The sequence below is a fragment of the Streptomyces doebereineriae genome (genome assembly GCF_031845645.1).
Taxonomy (GTDB): Bacteria; Actinomycetota; Actinomycetes; order Streptomycetales; family Streptomycetaceae; genus Streptomyces; species Streptomyces canus.
On sequence record NZ_JAVREZ010000017.1, the window covers coordinates 53,867 to 72,794 of the forward strand.

The window sequence follows — 18,928 nt, forward strand, 5'->3', positions numbered from 1 at the left end:
AAGGCGGGCGGCTGTGCCCTTCAATTCCTTTGATCATTCCGGGTCGGGTTTATTGACCCTTATGAATTAGTTCACCGAATCATGGTGCGGAATTCTCCGGACGCTCATGGACCCTCCGGAGTCGATCATGGCGGACCGGAGCCGTTCAGCCAGAAGGCGCCGTACAGGGCGGACGCGGCGGCGATCACCGCCACGATCCCGGCTGACCTGCGGGTCCTCGCGCGCGCGAGGACCCGGGCGAGGGGGAGCAGCAGGGGGAAGGCGGGCAGCAGCAGGCGCGGTTTCGAGCCGAAGTAGCTCGACGCGCACAGGGCGAGCGCCGTGACGACCCCGGCGTACACCAGCAGGGGCAGCGGCTGGCCCTGCCGTACACAGGTGACGTAGAGCCACACGACCAGCCCCACCCCGACGATCAGTCCCACGCCGGCGAGGGCCGACGGGAACGACGTGAACTTGTCGCCGACGAAGCGGGCGAAGGCGTATCCGCCGTCGAATCCGTTGCGCCACCCCGCCTGCACGTCGAGATAGCCGAGCGGCCCTCCGCCGGTGCGGTGACCGACCCACAGGACGTAGGCGGCGGCACCGAGGGGGGCGAGGGCCATGCCCGCGGCCTGCGCGGCTGTGGTCGCCCCGGCCGGTGCGACCCGCTCCGACCCGGACGCGGCGCGGTCACGTCGGTCCCGCAGGAAGGCGGCGATCCCCGCCGCCCACACCGCCGCTACCACCGCGAGGCCCACCGGACGCGTCAGACCGGCCAGGGAGGCCAGCAACCCCGCGGTCAGCCAGCGGCCGGTCAGGAGGGCGTAGAGCGACCAGGCGGCCAGTGCGGTGAACAGGGACTCGCTGTACGCCATCGACTGGACGATCCCGACGGGCAGGACGGCCCACAGCAGGACCGCGCAGACGCCGGCCCGGCGGCCGTACACGTGCTCCGTCACCGCGAAGACGCCCCAGGCCGCGAACAGAGAGGCGAGCAAGGAGACCACGAAGCCCGCGTCGGCGTACGACAGCGGCGTCACCACGGACACCAGCCGCTCCAGCCAGGGCAGGAGCGGGAAGAACGCCAGGTTCGAGTGCACGTCGCCGTTCGGCAGCCGCACCTCGTAGCCGTAACCGAGTTCGGCGACCCTCGTGTACCAGAGGGCATCCCAGCGGGCCGTCAGCAGGGTGTACGCGCTCTTGTCGCGCGCCGCGCTCCACAGGGCCAGGGTGATGAGGCCCAGGGCGCGTACGGCCGCATAGCCGAGCAGAGCCGGGGCGGCTCTGCGCAGGGCCGGTTCGGTGCGCGTTCCAAGATCGGTCACGGGCCCGATTATCGACCGCGCGCCGAACCGGCACGCCCGCCCGGGGCGTGGGACCGGATGAGAACGTGGTGTACGCCACACGTGTTCCGCGTGAAGTCTGAGAGGTCCGCCACTGGGCGGACGCGCGAACTCGCGTACGCTGACGTGTCACCCGCTGTTCGTTGCGCGGGCCGGAGACACACCGCTCCTCTCCGGCCGAGATCATGGGGAGTCCCCACCCCATGTGCCCGCCGAACGCCAGGGAACATCTGGGAGGTACGTACATGTCCGGGACGACCACGGCCGCCGCAGCGCTGCGCCGTCGGGCGGCCGGGGCCGGTGCAAACCGCTGGGTCGTCCTCGTCGTCCTCTGCGTCAGCCTGCTCCTGGTCGCCCTCGACGCGACCGTGCTGCACGTGGCGGTGCCCGCTGTCACCGAGGACCTCAAGCCCGGCGCGATACAGCTGCTCTGGATCGTCGATGTCTATCCCCTTGTCTGCGCCTCGCTGCTGATCCTCTTCGGCACGCTCGGCGACCGCGTGGGCCGCAGAAGGGTCCTCCTCCTCGGCTACGGCCTCTTCGGCGTCGCCTCCGGTGTCGCGGCCCTCGCGGACACCGCCCAGGTGCTGATCCTCGCGCGGGCGCTGCTCGGCGTCGGCGGCGCGATGATCATGCCCGCCACCCTCTCGATCCTTCGCCAGGTCTTCCCCGACCGGCGCGAGCGGGCGCTCGCGATCGGCATCTGGAGCGCGGTCGCCGCCGTCGGCGCGGCCGTCGGACCACTGCTCGGCGGCTTCCTCCTGGAGCACTTCTGGTGGGGGTCGGTCTTCCTCGTCAACATCCCGCTGATGCTGGTCAGCCTGCCGGTGGGCCGCATGCTGCTGCCCGAGTCGAAGGGCGCCGCGAAGGGTCCCTGGGACGTCGTCGGCGCGCTGACGGCCGCCGCCGGGCTGTTCGCTCTCGTCCTCGGCGTGAAGCAGCTCGGCGCCGGCGAGCTCGACGCGTTCACGGCGATACCGCTGGCCGTGGGCGCGGTACTGCTCGTCGTGTTCGTACGGCGGCAGCGGCGGCTCACGCATCCCCTGGTGGACCTGCGGATGTTCGCGCGCCCGGCGTTCAGCACCTCGGTCGGCTGCATCGTCCTGGCGATGCTCGCCCTCGTCGGGCTCGAACTGATCGCGGCGCAGTATCTCCAACTGGTCCTGGACCTGTCCCCGCTGGAGACCGGTCTGCGGCTGCTGCCGCTGACGATCGCCGCGATGGCGGCGGGGCTGGCCGGAGCGCGTCTGCTGCGGAGGTTCGGGCCGCGCCGGATGGTCAGTGCAGGGTTCTGCCTCACGGCCGTGGCCGTACTGCTGCTGACCGCGATGGGCGACGCGGACAACACGGGCCTGCTGCTGGTCGGGTTCGTCCTGCTCGGGTTCGGTCTGGAGACGACGCTTTTCGGGGCGTACGAGTCGATGCTCAGCGAGGCGCCCCCGGAGCAGGCGGGCGGGGCGGCCGCGATCGGCGAGACCTCCTACCAACTCGGTGCGGGCATCGGCATAGCGCTGCTCGGCAGTGTGATGAACGCGGCGTACACGCCCGGCCTCTCGGGCGTGCCGGGCGTCCCTGCGGCGGCGTCCAAGTCGGCCGGGCACTCCCTGGGCGAGGCCTACGAGGTCGCCGGACACCTCGGCGGGCCCGCGGGCGTGGCCCTGCGCCGGGCCGCCCAGGACTCCTTCGTGCACGGGCTGCACGTGACCTTGCTGGTGAGTGCGGGGTTGTTGGTGCTGGGCGCGGTGATGGCGCTGCGGTTGCCGCGTGCGATGCAGTGCGGCGAGTCCCCGACGGCGGTGGAGCTTCCGTCGCCGCGGGAGGTCGCGGAGTCCCGCGTCTCGGTCTGAGGCCAGGCATCTGGACGTGCGGGACACCGCGTCGTAACGTCAGCCGCGAAGCGTAACTAGCGATGCTAGTTTTGAGCTGGCTCCCGGAGGATGTGCTCATGGCCCCGTTCGACCCCGCCGACCCCCTCGGTATCGACGACCTGCTGGAGCCGGAGGACCTGGCGATCCGCGAGACCGTGCGGACCTGGGCCGCCGACCGTGTCCTGCCGAATGTCGCGGACTGGTACGAGCGGGGGGAGCTGCCGGAGATCAGGGAACTCGCCCGTGAGCTCGGGGAGATCGGTGCCCTCGGGATGTCCCTGAGCGGCTACGGGTGCGCGGGCGCCTCCGCCGTGCAGTACGGGCTCGCCTGTCTGGAGCTGGAGGCCGCCGACTCCGGGATCCGGTCCCTCGTCTCGGTGCAGGGCTCTCTCGCCATGTACGCCATCCACCGGTTCGGCAGCGAGGAGCAGAAGCAGACCTGGCTGCCGCGCATGGCCGCCGGTGAGGTCATCGGCTGCTTCGGGCTCACCGAACCCGATCACGGCTCCGACCCCGGATCCATGCGGACGTACGCCAAGAAGGACGGCACGGACTGGGTGCTGAACGGGCGCAAGATGTGGATCACCAACGGGTCGGTCGCCGGGGTCGCCGTCGTGTGGGCGCAGACCGACGACGCGATCCGCGGCTTTGTGGTGCCGACCGACACACCGGGCTTCTCGGCGCCCGAGATCAAGCACAAGTGGTCGCTGCGGGCCAGCGTCACCAGTGAGCTCGTCCTCGACGGCGTACGGCTGCCCGCCGACGCGGTGCTGCCCGAGGTCGCCGGGCTCAAGGGGCCGCTCAGCTGTCTGTCGCACGCCCGGTACGGGATCGTGTGGGGAGCGATGGGGGCGGCGCGGTCGTGTTTCGAGACCGCCGTCGACTACGCGAAGACGCGGGAGCAGTTCGGGCGGCCGATCGGGGGCTTCCAGCTCACGCAGGCCAAACTCGCCGACATGGCGGTCGAACTGCACAAGGGGATTCTGCTCGCCCACCATCTGGGGCGGCGCATGGATGCCGGCCGCCTGCGTCCCGAGCAGGTCAGCTTCGGCAAGCTCAACAACGTCCGCGAGGCGATCGAGATCTGCCGTACGGCGCGGACGATCCTCGGGGCCAACGGGATCTCCCTCGAATACCCCGTCATGCGGCACGCGACGAACCTCGAGTCGGTGCTGACGTACGAGGGCACCGTCGAGATGCATCAGCTGGTGCTGGGCAAGGCGCTCACCGGACTGGATGCCTTCCGGTAGACCCTGCGCGGGGCAGGGCCGGCGAGCGGCCCTGCCTCAGCTCTGGTTGAAGAAGCCGTCCGTGCGGTGCGCGGACGGGTCGCCGTTCACGATCTCCGTGTTGGCGGGGGACAGCAGGAACACCCGGGTGGACACGCGCTCGATGGAACCGCGCAGTCCGAAGATCAGTCCGGCCGCGAAGTCGACGACGCGCTTGGCGTCGGAGGCCTCCATCGCGGTGAGGTTCATGATGACGGGCACGCCTTCGCGGAAGAGTTCGCCGATGGCGCGGGCGTCCCGGAAGCTGTCCGGGGTCACCGTGCCGATCCGGCGGCCCTTCTCCTCGGCGACGTCCGAAGCCACCTTGACCCGCGGGTCGGTGACCCAGGCATCCCCGGGCTCGGTCCCTTCGGAGTATCCGTCGTCGTCGTAGTAACGCTCGTCATCGTTGTCGTCAACGAGGCCCAGCCAGGCGCTCGCTTTGCGCACCGATCCCATGGACGCCTCCTCTCACAGCGGTCTCTCTTGCTTCTGTATCCCTATGGTCATCCATGATGCGGATCGCGCGCCAAGTGGATAGCCGCCGCGCGGGGGGTTTGTGACGGTACTGGTGCACAGCGAATACGTCGAGAGGCCGGGTGCCCCAAGGGTCGCATCCCATACGGCTGCTGACTGTGAGTGAAATATGATTCTTCACGGCGTACGGGTGAGGGCTGGGGCGTACGGGTGAACGGGGTCGGTGGCCCTTGGCTTTGACGAAGCCTCAGGTCAGAGCGTTACTTCAGCTCGGGTGGGGAGATGCGGGAGACGGTCGTCGCCGAGCCTTCGGTGCCCCATTTCTTGAGGATCCTGGAGTAGGTGCCGTTTTTGATGAGGTCATTCACCGCCGCCTGGAACGCCTTGGCCAGGGGCGTGCCCTTCTTGAAGGCGAAACCCACGTCCAAGCGGTGGTACTCGTTGAGGAACTTCACGCCCTGCTGGTGGGCCACCGCGTAACGCAGGCCGTTGATCGTGGACATCACGACGTCGCTGCGGCCCTGTTGGAGCGAGGACCAGATCGCGCCCTGCTCGTTGTAGGTCTGCACCTTGTAGGGCTTTTTGCAGAGGTGCTTGTTGTCCTCCAGCGTGGCTTCGAACGTCGTGCCCGCGCCGGTCGCCACGTTCAGGCCGCACAGCTGGGTCAGGTCGGTGATCCTGGTGAGCTTGCTGTCGCTGCGGGTGGCGAAGCCCTGGCCGTCGTTGATGTAGGTGACGAAGTCGATCGTCCTGCGGCGCTCGTCGGTCACGCCGAAGTTGCCGACGCCGAGGTCGTACTTGCCGCTGTCGAGGGCCGGCAGGATCGCCTCGAAGCTCGCCTGCTCGGTCTTCAGCCTGATGCCGAGGACCTTGGCGACCGCGTTGGCGAAGTCGACGTCCTGGCCGGCCAGGGTCTTTCCGTCGTCCAGGATCGAGGTGCCCGGCGGCTGGCCGGAGACGCTGACAGCGAGGGTCAGGCTCGTGGTGCCGGACGGCAGCAGTTTGGCCGCCGCGTCGTTCTTCTTGATCGCGGAGACGACGTCAGTGGTGGGGATCGCGTCGGCCCGGGCCGAGGAGGCCGTGGCGGTGTCGTCCGCGCCGGAGCCGCACGCGGTCAGAAGCAGGGTGCCCGCGGTGATGAGGGCGAAGGGAACGATCAGTCCATTTCGGGCATGCATGAGTGAGCGCACAGTGGGGCGGTCTCCTGGAAGCGAGGAACGCTGAGTGAGGGGAGGGCGCGTGTGAAGGCGGGGAGGATGCGCGAAGGCGAGGAAGGAGAACGCGAAAGGCGCCCTGAGGAATCAGGGCGCGCAGTGGGTCAGCTCAACAGGAAGAGGACCACACGCGACCGAAGTCGATGTGGGAGCGCTTGACCAGCCACTGCTGTGGATGCATGGGGTAAGTGGAACAGGCATCCGGTTTGCCGTCAACTGACTTGAGACGTACGGCTCACAGTGTGGACAGCCTTGACAACGAGGGGAAACGCACCCGTAGTCTCGAAGGGCGGCCCTGCTGAGGGGCTCGGCCGCACCCGTGTGAAGGCACCCGTCCGAGTTCTATCGACTCGATGCCACGGAGCCCTCGCATGTCCTCCGACACCCTCGCCAAAGCCTCCTCCGCACCCGGCATACCGGAGTACGCGGATTCCCTGCGGATCGTCCCGCGTCGCCGTCTCGGCCAGTGGGCGGCCGCCGTCACCGTTCTCGTACTGCTCGGGCTCGCCGTCAACTCCGTCCTGCGCAACGACGCCTTCCAGTGGGACGTCGTCGTGGACTACTTCACCACCGACGCGGTGCTGCGCGGGCTGTGGCTCACACTCTGGCTGACCGCGGTCGTGATGACGCTCGGCTTCGTACTGGGCGCGCTGCTCGCGGCCGCCCGGCTGTCCGCCAACCCGGTCCTCAGAAGCGTGAGTTGGGGATACGTCTGGCTGTTCCGGTCGATCCCGATCCTGGTGCAGCTGCTGCTCTGGTTCAACATCGGGGCGCTGTACCCGCACATCCTCGGGGTGCGGACGGTCGACCTGCTCGGCCCGGTCACCGTCGCGGTCATCGGGCTGACCCTGCACGAGGCCGCCTACGCCGCCGAGGTCGTGCGCGGCGGGATCCTCTCCGTCGACCGCGGACAGATCGAGGCCGCGCAGGCGCTCGGTCTCAGCCGATGGCGGCGCTGGTGGCGGATCGTGCTGCCGCAGGCGATGCGCTCCATCGTGCCCCCGGCCGGGAACATGCTGATCGGCACTCTCAAGGGCACCTCCATCGTCAGCGTGATCGCCGTGCAGGACCTGCTCTACTCCGTGCAGCTCGTCTACCACCGCACCTACCAGGTCATCCCCCTGCTGATGGTCGCCACCGTCTGGTACACCGTCGTCACCTCGGTGCTCGGCGTCGGCCAGCACCACCTGGAGAAGCACTACGCCCGAGGCTCGGAGCGCACCCGATGAGGCGCTCGCTGGTGATCGTCGGAGCCGGGCCGCGGGGGACCGGTCTGATCGAGCGGATCGCCGCCAACGCCCCCGAGTTGTACGACGGCCAGGGCCTCGACCTGCACCTGGTGGATCCGCACCCGCCCGGCGCCGGACGCATCTGGCGCGCGGCGCAGTCGCCGCTGCTGTGGATGAACTCGCACGCCGAGGACGTCACCATGTTCACCGACGAGACCGTGGACATGGCCGGACCCGTGCGCCCCGGCCCCACGCTGCACGAGTGGGCCGGCATCGACGGCCGTACCTTCGCGGACCGGCAACTCCAGGGCGCGTATCTGCGCTGGGTGCATGAGCAGGCGGTGGCCGCGCTGCCGGAGGGCGTTGTCGTCCACCACCACCCGAGGCGTGCCGTACGGGTCAGCGGCCCGCGCGAGGGCCGGCAGCAGGTCTGGCTGGAGGGCCGGCCGCTTCCGCTCCTCGCCGACCTCGTCGTCCTGGCCCTCGGCCATCTCGACGCCGAACTGGACGACGAGCAGAGCGCGTTGGCCGCGTACGCCGAGGAGCACGGCCTCGTCCACCTGCCACCGGACTTCACCGCCGACAGCGACCTGTCCGCACTCGCGCCCGGCGAACCGGTCCTGGTCCGCGGATTCGGGCTCGCCTTCGTCGACCTGATGGCGCTGCTGACCGAGGGCCGGGGCGGGCGGTACGACGGGGACACCTACGTCCCGTCCGGGCGCGAGCCGCTCCTCTACGTCGGATCGCGGCGCGGAGTGCCGTACCACTCGAAGATCGGCTACGACTGGACCGGTGAGCGGCCGCCGCTGCCCCGCTTCCTGGGGCCCGCCGAGATCGACGGGCTGCTCGCCCGGCCGGAGGGCTTCGACTTCGGGCGGGACGTGTGGCCGCTGGTGGTGAAGGAGCTCGGATTCGCTCACTACCACCGGCTGTTCACCGTGCATCCGGAGCGGACCGCGATGTCCTGGACCGACTTCGAGGAGAAGTACGCGGCCGGGAGCGAGACGGACATCCAGGCTCTCGCCGCCTCCGCCGTGCCCGACCCCCGTGACCGGCTCGACCTCGCAGCCCTCGACCGGCCGCTGGAGGGGGTGCGGTACGCGACGCACGAGGAGTTCCAGGAGGGGCTGCGGGAGTATGTCGAGCAGGACCTGAGCCGTCGGCATGACCCTGCGTACAGCCCGGACCTGGCCGTCTTCCTGGGGCTGCTCTCCGTCTACGGCCAGCTGGTCCGGCTCGGGAACATCGGCGGATGGTGGCACGGGTTCTTCAGCTATCTGGCCTCCGGGCCGCCCGGACCCCGGTTGCGGCAGCTGCTCGCGCTGTCCCGGGCCGGAGTGCTCAGGTTCGTCGGGGCGGACATGGAAGTCCGCGCCGAGGACGGGGTGTTCCGGGCGTCGAGCCCCACTGTGCCGGACTTCACCGTCCAGGCACGGGCACTGGTCGAGGCGCGGCTGCCCGAGCCGACGGTCCGGCGGGCCCTCGATCCGCTGCTGCGCGAGCTGCACGCCGAGGGGCTCGCCGAGACCCCGGACGGGCTGCTGCGCGTGGACCGTGCCGACGGGCGGGTCCTGGACCGGTCCGGACGGCCCCACCCACGGCGCTTCGCGCTCGGGCCGCACACCGACGGCCGTACTCCTGGCGCCTTCACCCGGCCGCGCACCGGCGGGCCCGCGTTCCGGCAGAACGACGCGACCGCGCGGGCCGCGCTGCTGTTCCTCGGCGAGCTCGCCGGTCGTGCGGCCGCCTAAGCCACCTGGAAAGCAGGGAAGTTCAGCGATGAGTGTCATGGTCGACATCAAGTCCGTCCACAAGAGCTTCGGATCACTGGAGGTGCTCAAGGGCATCGACCTCGCCGTGCACACCGGCGAGGTCACCGTGATCCTCGGCCCGTCCGGCTCCGGGAAGTCGACGCTGCTGCGCACCGTCAACCACCTGGAGAAGGTGGACCGGGGCGCGATCAGTGTGGACGGAGTGCTGGTCGGATACCGGCGCTCCGGCGACAAGCTGTACGAGCTGCCCGAGCGCGAGGTGCTCAGACAGCGCACGCGGATCGGCTTCGTCTTCCAGAACTTCAACCTGTTCCCGCATCTGACCGTGCTGGACAACGTCATCGAGGCCCCGGTGGCCGCGCTGAAGAGGCCACGGAAGGAGGCCGTGGAGTCGGCGCGGCGGCTGCTGGACCGGGTCGGGCTCGCCGACAAGGCCGACGCCTACCCGAGACATCTGTCCGGCGGGCAGCAACAACGGGTCGCGATCGCACGGGCGTTGGCGCTGGAACCCCGGCTGCTGCTGTTCGACGAACCGACCTCCGCGCTCGACCCCGAACTGGTCGGCGAAGTCCTCGACGTCATCAAGGACCTGGCCCGCCAGGGCACCACGATGATCGTCGTCACCCACGAGATCGGCTTCGCCCGCGAGGTCGCCGACACCGTGGTGTTCATGGACGACGGACGCATCGTCGAACAGGGTCCGCCGGCCGATGTGTTGGACGCCCCGCAACACGAACGCACCCGGTCCTTCCTCTCGAAGGTGCTGTGATGCTGCATCTGTCCGCCGCTGTCGACCAGCCGTCCGCCTACGACGCCGCCTCCTACCTCACCCTCGCCCGGCTCGCCGAGCGCGGCGGGCTCGACTTCGTGACGCTCGAGGACAGCTTCGCCCGGCCCGGTCCCGACGCGCTCGCCGTGCTGGCCCGCCTCGCGCCCGCCACCAGCCGGATCGGCCTGGTGCCCACCGTCACGACCACGCATACCGAGCCCTTCCACGTCCAGGCCGCCGTCGCCACCCTCGACTGGGTCAGCCGGGGCCGGGCCGGCTGGCGGATCGACGTGTCGGGCACCGAGGGCGAGGCCCGTCTCTTCGGCCGCCGACAGGCGGCTCCGGCCGACGCTCTGTGGCAGGAGGCGAGTGAAGTCGCCGACGTGGCAGCGAAGTTGTGGGACAGCTGGGAGGACGACGCCGAGATCCGGGACGTGCCGACCGGCCGCTTCATCGACCGGGACAAGCTGCACCACGTCGACTTCCGCGGCACGTCCTTCTCCGTCAAGGGCCCCTCGATCGTGCCGCGGCCGCCACAGGGCCACCCGGTCCGCATGGTCGACGCCACCGACGGTCCCGCCCGCAGGACCGCCGCCCGGTACGCCGACGTGGCCCTCGTCCGCGCCGCGAGTGCCCATCAGGCCGCCGCCGCACGGGACCAACTCCGTTCCATGGCAGCGGATTTCGGGCGCCGCCCCGACCAGCTGCGGGTGCTCGCCGGCCTCCTCGTCGACCTCGGCGACGGCGAGCACGCGGCCGAACCGGGGCACGGCGGGGGCGGCCCCCGGCAGACCCCGCAGGGGCCGCTCTACCGTGGCGGCCCCGTGGACCTCGCCGAACTGATCGCCACCTGGCACGGCGAGGGCATCGTCGACGGCTTCCACCTCACGCCCGTCGAACCACTGCGCGACCTGGAACGGCTCGTCAACGGCACGGTGGCGCTGCTCCAGCACCGCGGGCTGTTCCGCACCTTCTACCCGGGCAGTTCGCTCAGGGAGCACCTGGGCCTCGCCAGGCCCGCCAACCAGTACGCCACAACGGGGGAGCGATGAGCCGTAAGCGGATGCATCTGGCCGCGCACTTCCCGGGTGTCAACAACACCACCGTCTGGGCCGATCCGGAGTCGAAGTCCCAGATCGAGTTCTCCTCCTTCGAGCACCTGGCCCGCACCGCCGAACGCGGACTGTTCGACTTCTTCTTCCTCGCCGAGGGGCTGCGGCTGCGCGAACACAAGGGCCGTATCCACGATTTGGACGTCGTCGGACGCCCCGAGTCGATCACCGTGCTCAGCGCGCTGGCCGGCGTCACCGAACACCTGGGGCTCGCGGCCACGGTCAACACGACCTTCAACGAACCGTTCGAACTCGCCCGCAGATTCGCGACCCTGGACCACTTGAGCGGGGGCCGGGCCGCCTGGAACGTGGTGACCTCCTCCGACGCCTTCACGGGGGAGAACTTCCGGCGCGGCGGCTTCCTCGACCGCGCCGAACGCTATACGCGTGCCGCCGAGTTCCTGGAGGCGGCCAGGGAGTTGTGGGGCTCCTGGACCCCGGACGGGGTCCCGCGGCCGTTCGAGCACCGCGGGCAGCACTTCGACATCGCGGGCGAGTTCACCGTGCCGCGCTCGCCGCAGGGGAACCCGGTCGTCATCCAGGCCGGTGACTCGGACGAGGGACGGGAGTTCGCCGCATCCTCCGCCGACGTGGTCTTCGCACGGCACAGTTCGCTGGAGGAGGGCCGGGCCTTCTACGCCGACGTGAAGCGCCGCCTCGCCAAGTACGGCCGTACGCCCGACGACCTGAAGATCATGCCCGGCATCGGCGTCGTGCTCGGCGACACCGCCGCCGAGGCCCAGGAGAAGGCCGCCGAGATCCGAAGGCAGCAGACCTCCCCGCAGAGCGCGCTCCTCACGCTGGAGCAGATCTGGGGCGTCGACCTGTCCTCCTACGACCCGGACGGCCCGCTGCCCGACATCGATCCGGTGGTCGATCCGGCCCTCACCCAGGGGCGTACCCGGCGCGGCGACACGGTCGCGATCGCCGAGAAGTGGGCGGCGCTGTCCCGCGAGAAGGGCCTGTCGATCCGGCAGACCGTGATCGAGGCGGGCGGCCGGCAGCTCCTCATCGGCACCCCGGACGCGGTGGCCACCGAGCTCGACGAGTTCGTGCAGCGCGAGGCCGCCGACGGCTTCGTCCTCGTACCCCATCTCACCCCGGGCGGTCTCGACGAGTTCGTCGCCGGAGTGGTCCCGCTGCTCCAGGAGCGCGGCGCGTTCCGCACCGCATACCGGGGCACCACCCTGCGTTCACACCTCGGGCTCCCCGAGCCCGTACGGAAAGGCTGATCACATGACCACCGACGCGTCCGACGCCTGGAAGCTGTGGCACGAGCACCGCGTCGAAGCGGTGTCCGAACCCTATGGGCCGCTCGCCCTCATCGGCACTCACTGGTTGGACGACCATCCGGACGGCCGACTCCCGGGCCTCCCCGGCATCTGGGCTCTCGCGGACGACGGCGTGGTGCTGACCGCGACCGGGGCGGACGGCCTGACCGTGGACGGGCGGCCCTTCGACGGAGAGGTACGGCTGAGCGCCGACCTCGGCCCGACCGAGACCGCCCGGGTGGCGTACGGCGAGCGCCGGCTGGTCGTGCTGGTGCGCGAAGGCGTCTGGGGGGTACGGGACTTCGACCCCGCCGCCCCGGCCCGGCGGGAGTTCCGCGGCATCGAGGCCACGCCGTACGATCCGCGCTGGTCGGTGCCGGGGCGCTTCACGCCGTACGACGCGCGGCGGACCGTTCGCGTGCCGAACGCGGACGGGGTCGAACGCGGGCTCGGGCTCGGCGGCGAAGTGGCGTTCGTGTTCGACGGACAGGAGCTGACGCTGAAGGCCGCGGTCCGGGACGACGGCTCGCTGTGGGCGGTTTTCGGCGATACGACGAGCGGGGACGGCAGCTACCGGTTCCGGTTCCTGTACCCCTCCGTGCCGGACGCCGAAGGCCGTACGACGGTCGACTTCAACCGGGCGCTGCTGCCGCCCTGCGCCTTCGCCGACCACTTCATCTGCCCGTTCCCGCCGCCGGGGAACACCCTGGGCGTCGCCGTCGCCGCGGGGGAGCGCAACCCGGGCCGGTGAGCGGCCGGTTCATCCGGACCGCAAAGGTACTTCAAAGGTTGACGGCCGAAAGGCGCCCTTGCGCCTACCGTCCGTTCGGCCGAATACTCCCCCTCAGCGCTTGTCAGGGGCACGGCGTGTTCGGAATCCGGACGGCCGGACCGCTGACTGCGCCTCACGGGCCCCGACCCCACGCGGGCCCCCGACTTCCCCTGGGAGGGAACGAAACGTGAGGATCAAGCGCACCACCCCCCGCAGTGGCATTGCGAGACGGACCCGGCTGATCGCCGGTACCACCGGCCTCGTGGCCGCGGCCGCCATCGCGGTCCCCAGCGCGAACGCGACCGCTGCGACCCCGTTCAGCACCGCCGAACTCAAGAGCGCCAGCAGCTCGGTGCTCAAGGCCGACATCCCGGGCACCGCCTGGGCCGTCGACAGCAAGACCAACCGTGTGGTCGTCACCGTCGACAGCACGGTCTCGCAGACCGAGATCGCCAAGATCAAGGAGCAGGCGGGCAGCAACGCCGACGCGCTCACGATCAAGCGGACCCCGGGCAAGTTCAACAAGCTGATCTCCGGCGGCGACGCCATCTATGCGAGTAGCTGGCGCTGCTCCCTGGGCTTCAACGTCCGCAGCGGCAGCACCTACTACTTCCTGACCGCCGGGCACTGCACCGACGGCGCGGGCACCTGGTGGTCGAACTCCGCGCACACGACCACGCTCGGTTCGACGGCCGGGTCCAGCTTCCCGACCAACGACTACGGCATCGTCCGCTACTCCACCAGCTACCCGACGTCGTCGATCTCCGGCACCGTCGGCAGCGTCGACATCACCAGCGCAGCCACCCCGAGCGTGGGCACCACGGTCAACCGCCGCGGCTCCACCACCGGCATCCACAGCGGCCGGGTCACCGCGCTCAACGCGACCGTCAACTACGGCGGCGGTGACGTCGTCTACGGCATGATCCAGACCACGGTCTGCGCCGAGCCCGGCGACTCCGGCGGCCCGCTGTACGGCAGCAACGGCGTCGCGTACGGTCTGACCTCCGGCGGCAGCGGCAACTGCTCCTCCGGCGGCACGACCTTCTTCCAGCCGGTCACCGAGGCCCTGAGCGCTTACGGCGTCAGCGTCTTCTAGGCCCGCAACGGCCGGCATCGCAGCCGGCACCTGGTGGACCCCCGTACGCATCTGCCGTACGGGGGTTCGCTGTGATCATGACGGGGTCTTTTTCGAGGCTCAGGTCCCGCGCGTCCGGCGGTGCGGGTGACGCCGGCGCCGCCCGCCGTACCCGGGAGGGCAGCAGCGCGGCGCAGGCCAGGGCATGCGCGGCACCGCCGGAGCGGCCGAGCACCGAGGGCGCCGGCCGGCTCCGCCACGTCCCGGGCGGCGTCGGGCACACGGCGTCCCGGCAGACGGTCCGAATCGCCGTAGACGGGGCGGTCGCAGGCCGAAGCGGCAGCCCGGGGTGTCGTGCAGCAGCACCACCGGCGTGCCGTCCGGGGTCGCCGTACTCCTCGACCGTCAGCCGGCGGCCGTCCTGTGTCCTGATGCCGCGGACCACCTGTGTCCTCCGTCTCCCCTTCGTGTACACAGCGGAGTTACCGTCGAAGGGCACACCTTGAGCGCCTGGTTCGGACCCTGGGGGTCGCGATGGTCGAGGAGCTGGTGGCGGCGGGCGTGACGCTCGTGTCCGCCGGAACGGTGTACGTGATGGCGGCCGCGCGGGTCGTCAAGCAGTACGAACGGGGCGTGGTCTTCCGCCTCGGAAAGCTCCGGCCGGAAGTGCGCGGGCCGGGGTTCACGATGATCGTTCCGGGCGTGGACAAGCTCCGGAAGGTCAACATGCAGATCGTGACCATGCCGGTGCCCGGGCAGGAGGGCATCACCCGGGACAACGTCACGGTGCGGGTGGACGCCGTCGTCTACTTCAAGGTGACCTCGCCGGCCGAGGCGGTCGTGCGGGTCGAGGACTACCGGTTCGCGGTCGCGCAGATGGCGCAGACCTCGCTGCGGTCGATCATCGGCAAGAGCGAGCTGGACGATCTGCTGTCCAATCGCGAAAAGCTCAACCAGGGGCTGGAGTTGATGATCGACAGCCCGGCGGTGGAGTGGGGGGTCACGATCGACCGGGTCGAGATCAAGGACGTCTCGCTGCCCGAGACCATGAAGCGGTCCATGGCCCGGCAGGCGGAGGCGGACCGGGAGCGGCGGGCACGGGTCATCAACGCGGACGCGGAGCTCCAGGCGTCGAAGAAGCTGGCCGAGGCGGCCAAGGAGATGTCCGAGCAGCCTGCCGCGCTGCAGCTGCGGTTGCTGCAGACGGTGGTGGCGGTGGCGGCGGAGAAGAACTCGACGCTGGTGCTGCCGTTTCCCGTCGAGCTGCTGCGGTTCCTGGAGAGGGCGGCGCCGACGCCGCAGCAACCGCTGCAGGAGCAACGTCCGCCACTGGAGCCCCGGCTGGATCCGGATCCTGGAGGGGCGAATTCAGGACAGGACTAGACCTCACGGGCTGATGGGGTGTTACTCGCTCGTAGTGTTTGCAGCGTGAATGGCCTGGGGTGACCGTGGACTGTCAAAAATGACGGGGGCGCGCAACCGCGTTCTACGCGCGTCCGGAAGTCACCCTTGTGCGCTCCCTGCGGGGTTCGGAAGAGTAAGGGCTCGTCAACCAGCCTTCCGGCCCGTGAGATCCCCACATTCTCCCGGGCCGACCCCCCACAGGAGGACGCGAGTTGAAGCATCGACGCATACCCAGGCGCCGGATCGTCGTGGCAGGTGCGGGCATCACCGCGCTGGTCGCGGCGGGAGTCACCTTGCAGACTGCGAACGCCAGCGAGACGCCGGCCTCGCCCGAAGTCAAGACCCTCTCGGCCCTCGCGGCCGGAAAGCTCGCCTCGACGCTCGGGGCGGATCTCGGCGCGGACGCGGCCGGGACGTTCTACGACGCGAAGACCAAGAGTCTCGTGGTGAACGTGCTCGACGAGGACGCGGCACGGACCGTGTCGGCGGCCGGAGCCTCGGCCAGAGTCGTCTCGAACTCCCTCGCCGAGCTGAAGAGCGCGCGTACGACGCTCGCCGGCGACGCGGCCATCCCGGGGACGTCCTGGGTGACCGACCCCACCACCAACAAGGTCGTCGTCACCGCCGACCGCACGGTCTCCGCCGCCGAGTGGACCAAGCTCACGAAGGTGGTCGACGGTCTGGGCTCGGTGGCCGAACTCCAGCGCACAAAGGGGGAGTTCAAGCCCTTCATCGCGGGTGGTGACGCGATCAGTGGTTCCGGTGGGCGGTGCTCGCTGGGGTTCAACGTGGTCAAGGGCGGGGAGCCGTACTTCCTCACCGCCGGGCACTGCACCGAGGCGATCTCGACATGGTCGGACTCGAGCGGCAACGAGATCGGCACCAACTCGCTGTCCAGCTTCCCCGACAACGACTACGGGCTGGTGAAGTACACGGCTGAGGTCGATCACCCCAGTGAGGTGGACCTCTACAACGGGTCCGCGCAGGCGATCACGGGCGCGGCGGCCGCGACGGTCGGTCAGTCGGTGACGCGCAGCGGGTCCACGACTCAGGTGCACTCAGGCAAGGTCACCGGGCTGGACGCCACGGTGAACTACGGCAATGGCGACATCGTGAACGGGCTGATCCAGACCGATGTGTGCGCGGAGCCGGGGGACAGCGGAGGGTCGCTGTTCTCGGGGAGCAGCGCGATCGGGCTGACGTCCGGTGGCAGTGGTGACTGCACCTCCGGCGGGGAGACGTTCTTCCAGCCGGTGACGGAGGCGTTGTCGGCGACCGGGGCGTCGATCGGCTGACGTTTTCGGTGCTGCATGGAGTCCCGTCCCCTGTGTGGGGGCGGGACTTTCGCGTTTGCGGCGTGCGCAAGTCCCCTGCCATCGTTATCTGTTCGAGACCTCGCGTTGCTCACGCTGTGCTTGGGGCGGCCGTTACATTTGCGGTTCCTGGGGCGTCAACTTCCTTGTGACCGACGGAAGTTGATCACTTATCAGATCCTTCACAGGCGATCGTTTCGGGGGAAGCGCTGTGCAGAAGATCCAGTTGACCTACTGGTGGAACGAGCACGAGCCCGGTGACGTCGTGGACGTCGACGACCCGACCGCGCGGGAACTGCTCGGTGTCATCGCGCACCCCGCGGAGGGCCTTGAGGACTCCGAGAACTCCGAAGACTCCGATGAGTGAGCCGTACATCACCTTTCCGGATGTGGAACAGCTGGTCGTCGACCTCCTCAAGGACCGCAGTGAGCTGGCGGGGGTCGTCGTGGACGTCGCGCCGCCCTCCGGGTTCGACGGTTCGCAGCGCGCCGTACTGGTCTCCCGGATGGGCGGTGCCTGGGCGGAGGACGCCCGGCTCGACAATCCGCTGGTCGACCTGGAGGTGTACGGCCCCTCCAAGGCCGCGGCCCACACCGTCTCCCTGGTGGCCCGCGCCCTGATGCTCCAGCTCCGGGGTGTGCGCTACGGCGCGGCGGCCGTCATCGACGTCGTCGAGGAGGACGGTCCGCGCTGGCTGCCCGACTACCGGCATGCCGCCGCCAACCGTTACGTCTCGACCACCCGGCTGGTGGTCCGCCCGGCCTGACCGGCGGTCCGCCTCCACATCCCTTCAGCGCGTCATGTCCAACTCCCACCAAGGAGCAGTGATGGCCGGAACGAACGCCAAGGAGATCCGGGTCGCGGGCAGTGGCCGTGTGCTCATCGCCCCGCTCGCCACCGCACCTCCCGCCGACACCAGCGCGGCCTGGGGCGCCGGCTGGAAGGACCTCGGCTACACCACCACCGACGGTGTCAAGATCTCCAAGAAGGACAAGCTGGACCCGGTGGACACCTGGCAGAGCGTCAGCTCGGCGCGGTACGTCTACTCGGACCGCGATCTCAGCTTCAAGTTCCAGCTTCTCCAGCTGAACGAGGACACCCTGCCGTTCTTCTTCGGCGGCGGTCAGGTGAAGGAGACGGCGACCGGGTCCGGCCTCTACAAGTACGAGCTGGCGGCCGAGCCGAAGTTCGACGAGCGGATGCTCGGGCTGGAGTTCACCGACGGCGACGAGGTCAAGTACCGCATGATCATCGCCCGCGGTCAGGTGACCGAGACGGAGGAGCTCGCTCTCGTCCGTACCGCCCCCGTGAAGCTCGGCGTCACCTTCACCGCGCTGGCCACGGTGGACGGTGCCCCGCTGGCGACCTTCCTGATGAAGGACCCGAGCTTCAGCGCGGCCTGACCCCTTCGTTCCTCTCGCAGCAAGGAGCTCGCCCGACATGGCCCCCTTCAACGTCAACGCCGCCCGTGCCCAGCGCCTCGAAGCAGTCGGAAAGAACTGGGAGTTCGAGGTGGACGGGGATGTGTTCCGGCTGCCCACCGAGTTCCCGCGCAGTATCGCCAAGCAGATCGCCGCGCTGGAGGACAACGACATCGACGGACTGCTGGCGCTGCTGCTCGGAGCGGAGCAGTTCGAGCGCTTCTGCAAGTACGACACCAGTGTCCAGGACGTCTCCGCGATCCTGGAGGCGTACGGCAACGAGACGGGCATGACGCTGGGGGAAGGCTGAGCCTCGGTGCGCTGGTCGACGAGCACGCCGAGGCGCTGGAGGCGGATCTGCTCCGCCACTACGGGGTCGACCTCCTCGACTGGTACCGGGGGCGCCTGTCCTCCCGCCGCCTGCGGGTCCTCGTCGGACACCTTCCCGCGGACTCGTCCTACGCCCGGGCGGTCCACGGTGAACAGGCGGACTGGACGGTCACCGACCATCTGCTGGCGGCGGTCGTCGACCATCTCGCCGTAGCCAACTGGATGTTCGCGACGGTTCATCGGGACGAGGACGCGGAGCCGGCGGCTTATCCGGAGGCGGTGCCGCGGCCGGGGGAGGGCGGTACCGGGA

The 18,928-nt window shown here is 69.8% G+C and carries 18 protein-coding genes and 1 pseudogene; 15 read left to right on the forward strand and 4 right to left on the reverse strand.

All coding sequences use genetic code 11. The features are described 5' to 3' along the window. Positions 1 to 125 precede the first annotated feature (125 nt). The gene (locus RNB18_RS37325) at positions 126 to 1,304 is read right to left on the reverse strand and encodes a mannosyltransferase family protein (RefSeq protein WP_311718524.1); all 1,179 of its coding nucleotides are present in this window, start codon (positions 1,302 to 1,304) and stop codon (positions 126 to 128) included. A 263-nt stretch (positions 1,305 to 1,567) separates the two neighbouring features. Between RNB18_RS37325 and RNB18_RS37330 the strand changes: the two genes are divergently transcribed. Together RNB18_RS37330 and RNB18_RS37335 are read left to right on the forward strand one after the other, a co-directional pair. Further along, on the forward strand, positions 1,568 to 3,169 hold the full coding sequence (locus RNB18_RS37330) for an MFS transporter (protein WP_311718525.1): 1,602 nt from the start codon (positions 1,568 to 1,570) through the stop codon (positions 3,167 to 3,169). A 98-nt stretch (positions 3,170 to 3,267) separates the two neighbouring features. Next, complete coding sequence (locus RNB18_RS37335) at positions 3,268 to 4,440, forward strand: acyl-CoA dehydrogenase family protein (protein ID WP_311718526.1); 1,173 nt, start codon at positions 3,268 to 3,270, stop codon at positions 4,438 to 4,440. A gap of 36 nt (positions 4,441 to 4,476) precedes the next feature. On the opposite strand, the gene RNB18_RS37340 is transcribed toward RNB18_RS37335, so the two are convergent. Both RNB18_RS37340 and RNB18_RS37345 read right to left on the reverse strand, forming a co-directional pair. Continuing rightward, entirely contained in the window at positions 4,477 to 4,917 is a 441-nt protein-coding gene (locus RNB18_RS37340; protein WP_266566745.1) for a cell division protein SepF, read from the reverse strand. 278 nt (positions 4,918 to 5,195) lie between these two features. After that, complete coding sequence (locus tag RNB18_RS37345; protein WP_311718527.1) at positions 5,196 to 6,113, reverse strand: ABC transporter substrate-binding protein; 918 nt, start codon at positions 6,111 to 6,113, stop codon at positions 5,196 to 5,198. A gap of 407 nt (positions 6,114 to 6,520) precedes the next feature. On the opposite strand from RNB18_RS37345, the gene RNB18_RS37350 reads away from it, so the two are divergent. The 7 genes from RNB18_RS37350 (at position 6,521) to RNB18_RS37380 (ending at position 14,170) form a co-directional block, all read left to right on the forward strand. Continuing rightward, a complete protein-coding gene (locus RNB18_RS37350; protein ID WP_311718528.1) occupies positions 6,521 to 7,378 on the forward strand; it encodes an amino acid ABC transporter permease in 858 nt (285 codons plus the stop codon). Beyond that, the gene (locus RNB18_RS37355; RefSeq protein WP_311718529.1) at positions 7,375 to 9,129 is read left to right on the forward strand and encodes an FAD/NAD(P)-binding protein; all 1,755 of its coding nucleotides are present in this window, start codon (positions 7,375 to 7,377) and stop codon (positions 9,127 to 9,129) included. Before RNB18_RS37350 ends, RNB18_RS37355 begins: the two co-directional genes overlap by 4 nt. 28 nt (positions 9,130 to 9,157) lie before the next feature. After that, a complete protein-coding gene (locus RNB18_RS37360) occupies positions 9,158 to 9,919 on the forward strand; it encodes an amino acid ABC transporter ATP-binding protein (protein WP_311718530.1) in 762 nt (253 codons plus the stop codon). Continuing rightward, positions 9,919 to 10,971, forward strand: coding sequence for an LLM class flavin-dependent oxidoreductase (locus RNB18_RS37365; RefSeq protein WP_311718531.1), 1,053 nt, complete (start codon positions 9,919 to 9,921; stop codon positions 10,969 to 10,971). Before RNB18_RS37360 ends, RNB18_RS37365 begins: the two co-directional genes overlap by 1 nt. Further along, positions 10,968 to 12,263: an NtaA/DmoA family FMN-dependent monooxygenase gene (locus RNB18_RS37370; protein WP_311718533.1), complete on the forward strand. Its 1,296-nt coding sequence runs from the start codon at positions 10,968 to 10,970 to the stop codon at positions 12,261 to 12,263. The genes RNB18_RS37365 and RNB18_RS37370 overlap by 4 nt, the downstream gene beginning before the upstream one ends. A gap of 4 nt (positions 12,264 to 12,267) precedes the next feature. Further along, on the forward strand, positions 12,268 to 13,053 hold the full coding sequence (locus RNB18_RS37375) for a DUF1684 domain-containing protein (RefSeq protein WP_311718534.1): 786 nt from the start codon (positions 12,268 to 12,270) through the stop codon (positions 13,051 to 13,053). Between the two features lie 208 nt (positions 13,054 to 13,261). Then, positions 13,262 to 14,170, forward strand: coding sequence for a S1 family peptidase (locus RNB18_RS37380; RefSeq protein WP_311718535.1), 909 nt, complete (start codon positions 13,262 to 13,264; stop codon positions 14,168 to 14,170). Between the two features lie 100 nt (positions 14,171 to 14,270). On the opposite strand, the pseudogene RNB18_RS37385 reads toward RNB18_RS37380, so the two are convergent. Then, positions 14,271 to 14,594 (reverse strand): annotated as a pseudogene (locus tag RNB18_RS37385) (alpha/beta fold hydrolase); the annotation flags it as partial. A gap of 89 nt (positions 14,595 to 14,683) precedes the next feature. Here RNB18_RS37385 and RNB18_RS37390 point away from each other — a divergent pair. From RNB18_RS37390 to RNB18_RS37415, 6 genes are all read left to right on the forward strand, one after another. Then, positions 14,684 to 15,532 (forward strand): slipin family protein, encoded by an 849-nt coding sequence (locus RNB18_RS37390; protein ID WP_311718536.1) that lies wholly within the window; start codon positions 14,684 to 14,686, stop codon positions 15,530 to 15,532. Positions 15,533 to 15,765: 233 nt separating this feature from the next. Continuing rightward, positions 15,766 to 16,848: a S1 family peptidase gene (locus RNB18_RS37395; RefSeq protein WP_311718537.1), complete on the forward strand. Its 1,083-nt coding sequence runs from the start codon at positions 15,766 to 15,768 to the stop codon at positions 16,846 to 16,848. A gap of 229 nt (positions 16,849 to 17,077) precedes the next feature. Next, on the forward strand, positions 17,078 to 17,233 hold the full coding sequence (locus RNB18_RS37400; protein ID WP_311718539.1) for a hypothetical protein: 156 nt from the start codon (positions 17,078 to 17,080) through the stop codon (positions 17,231 to 17,233). Then, on the forward strand, positions 17,226 to 17,633 hold the full coding sequence (locus RNB18_RS37405) for a hypothetical protein (protein ID WP_311718540.1): 408 nt from the start codon (positions 17,226 to 17,228) through the stop codon (positions 17,631 to 17,633). Before RNB18_RS37400 ends, RNB18_RS37405 begins: the two co-directional genes overlap by 8 nt. 61 nt (positions 17,634 to 17,694) lie before the next feature. Further along, positions 17,695 to 18,270 (forward strand): phage tail tube protein, encoded by a 576-nt coding sequence (locus RNB18_RS37410; RefSeq protein ID WP_311718541.1) that lies wholly within the window; start codon positions 17,695 to 17,697, stop codon positions 18,268 to 18,270. Positions 18,271 to 18,307: 37 nt separating this feature from the next. Then, positions 18,308 to 18,598: a hypothetical protein gene (locus RNB18_RS37415; RefSeq protein WP_311718542.1), complete on the forward strand. Its 291-nt coding sequence runs from the start codon at positions 18,308 to 18,310 to the stop codon at positions 18,596 to 18,598. Positions 18,599 to 18,928 lie beyond the last annotated feature (330 nt).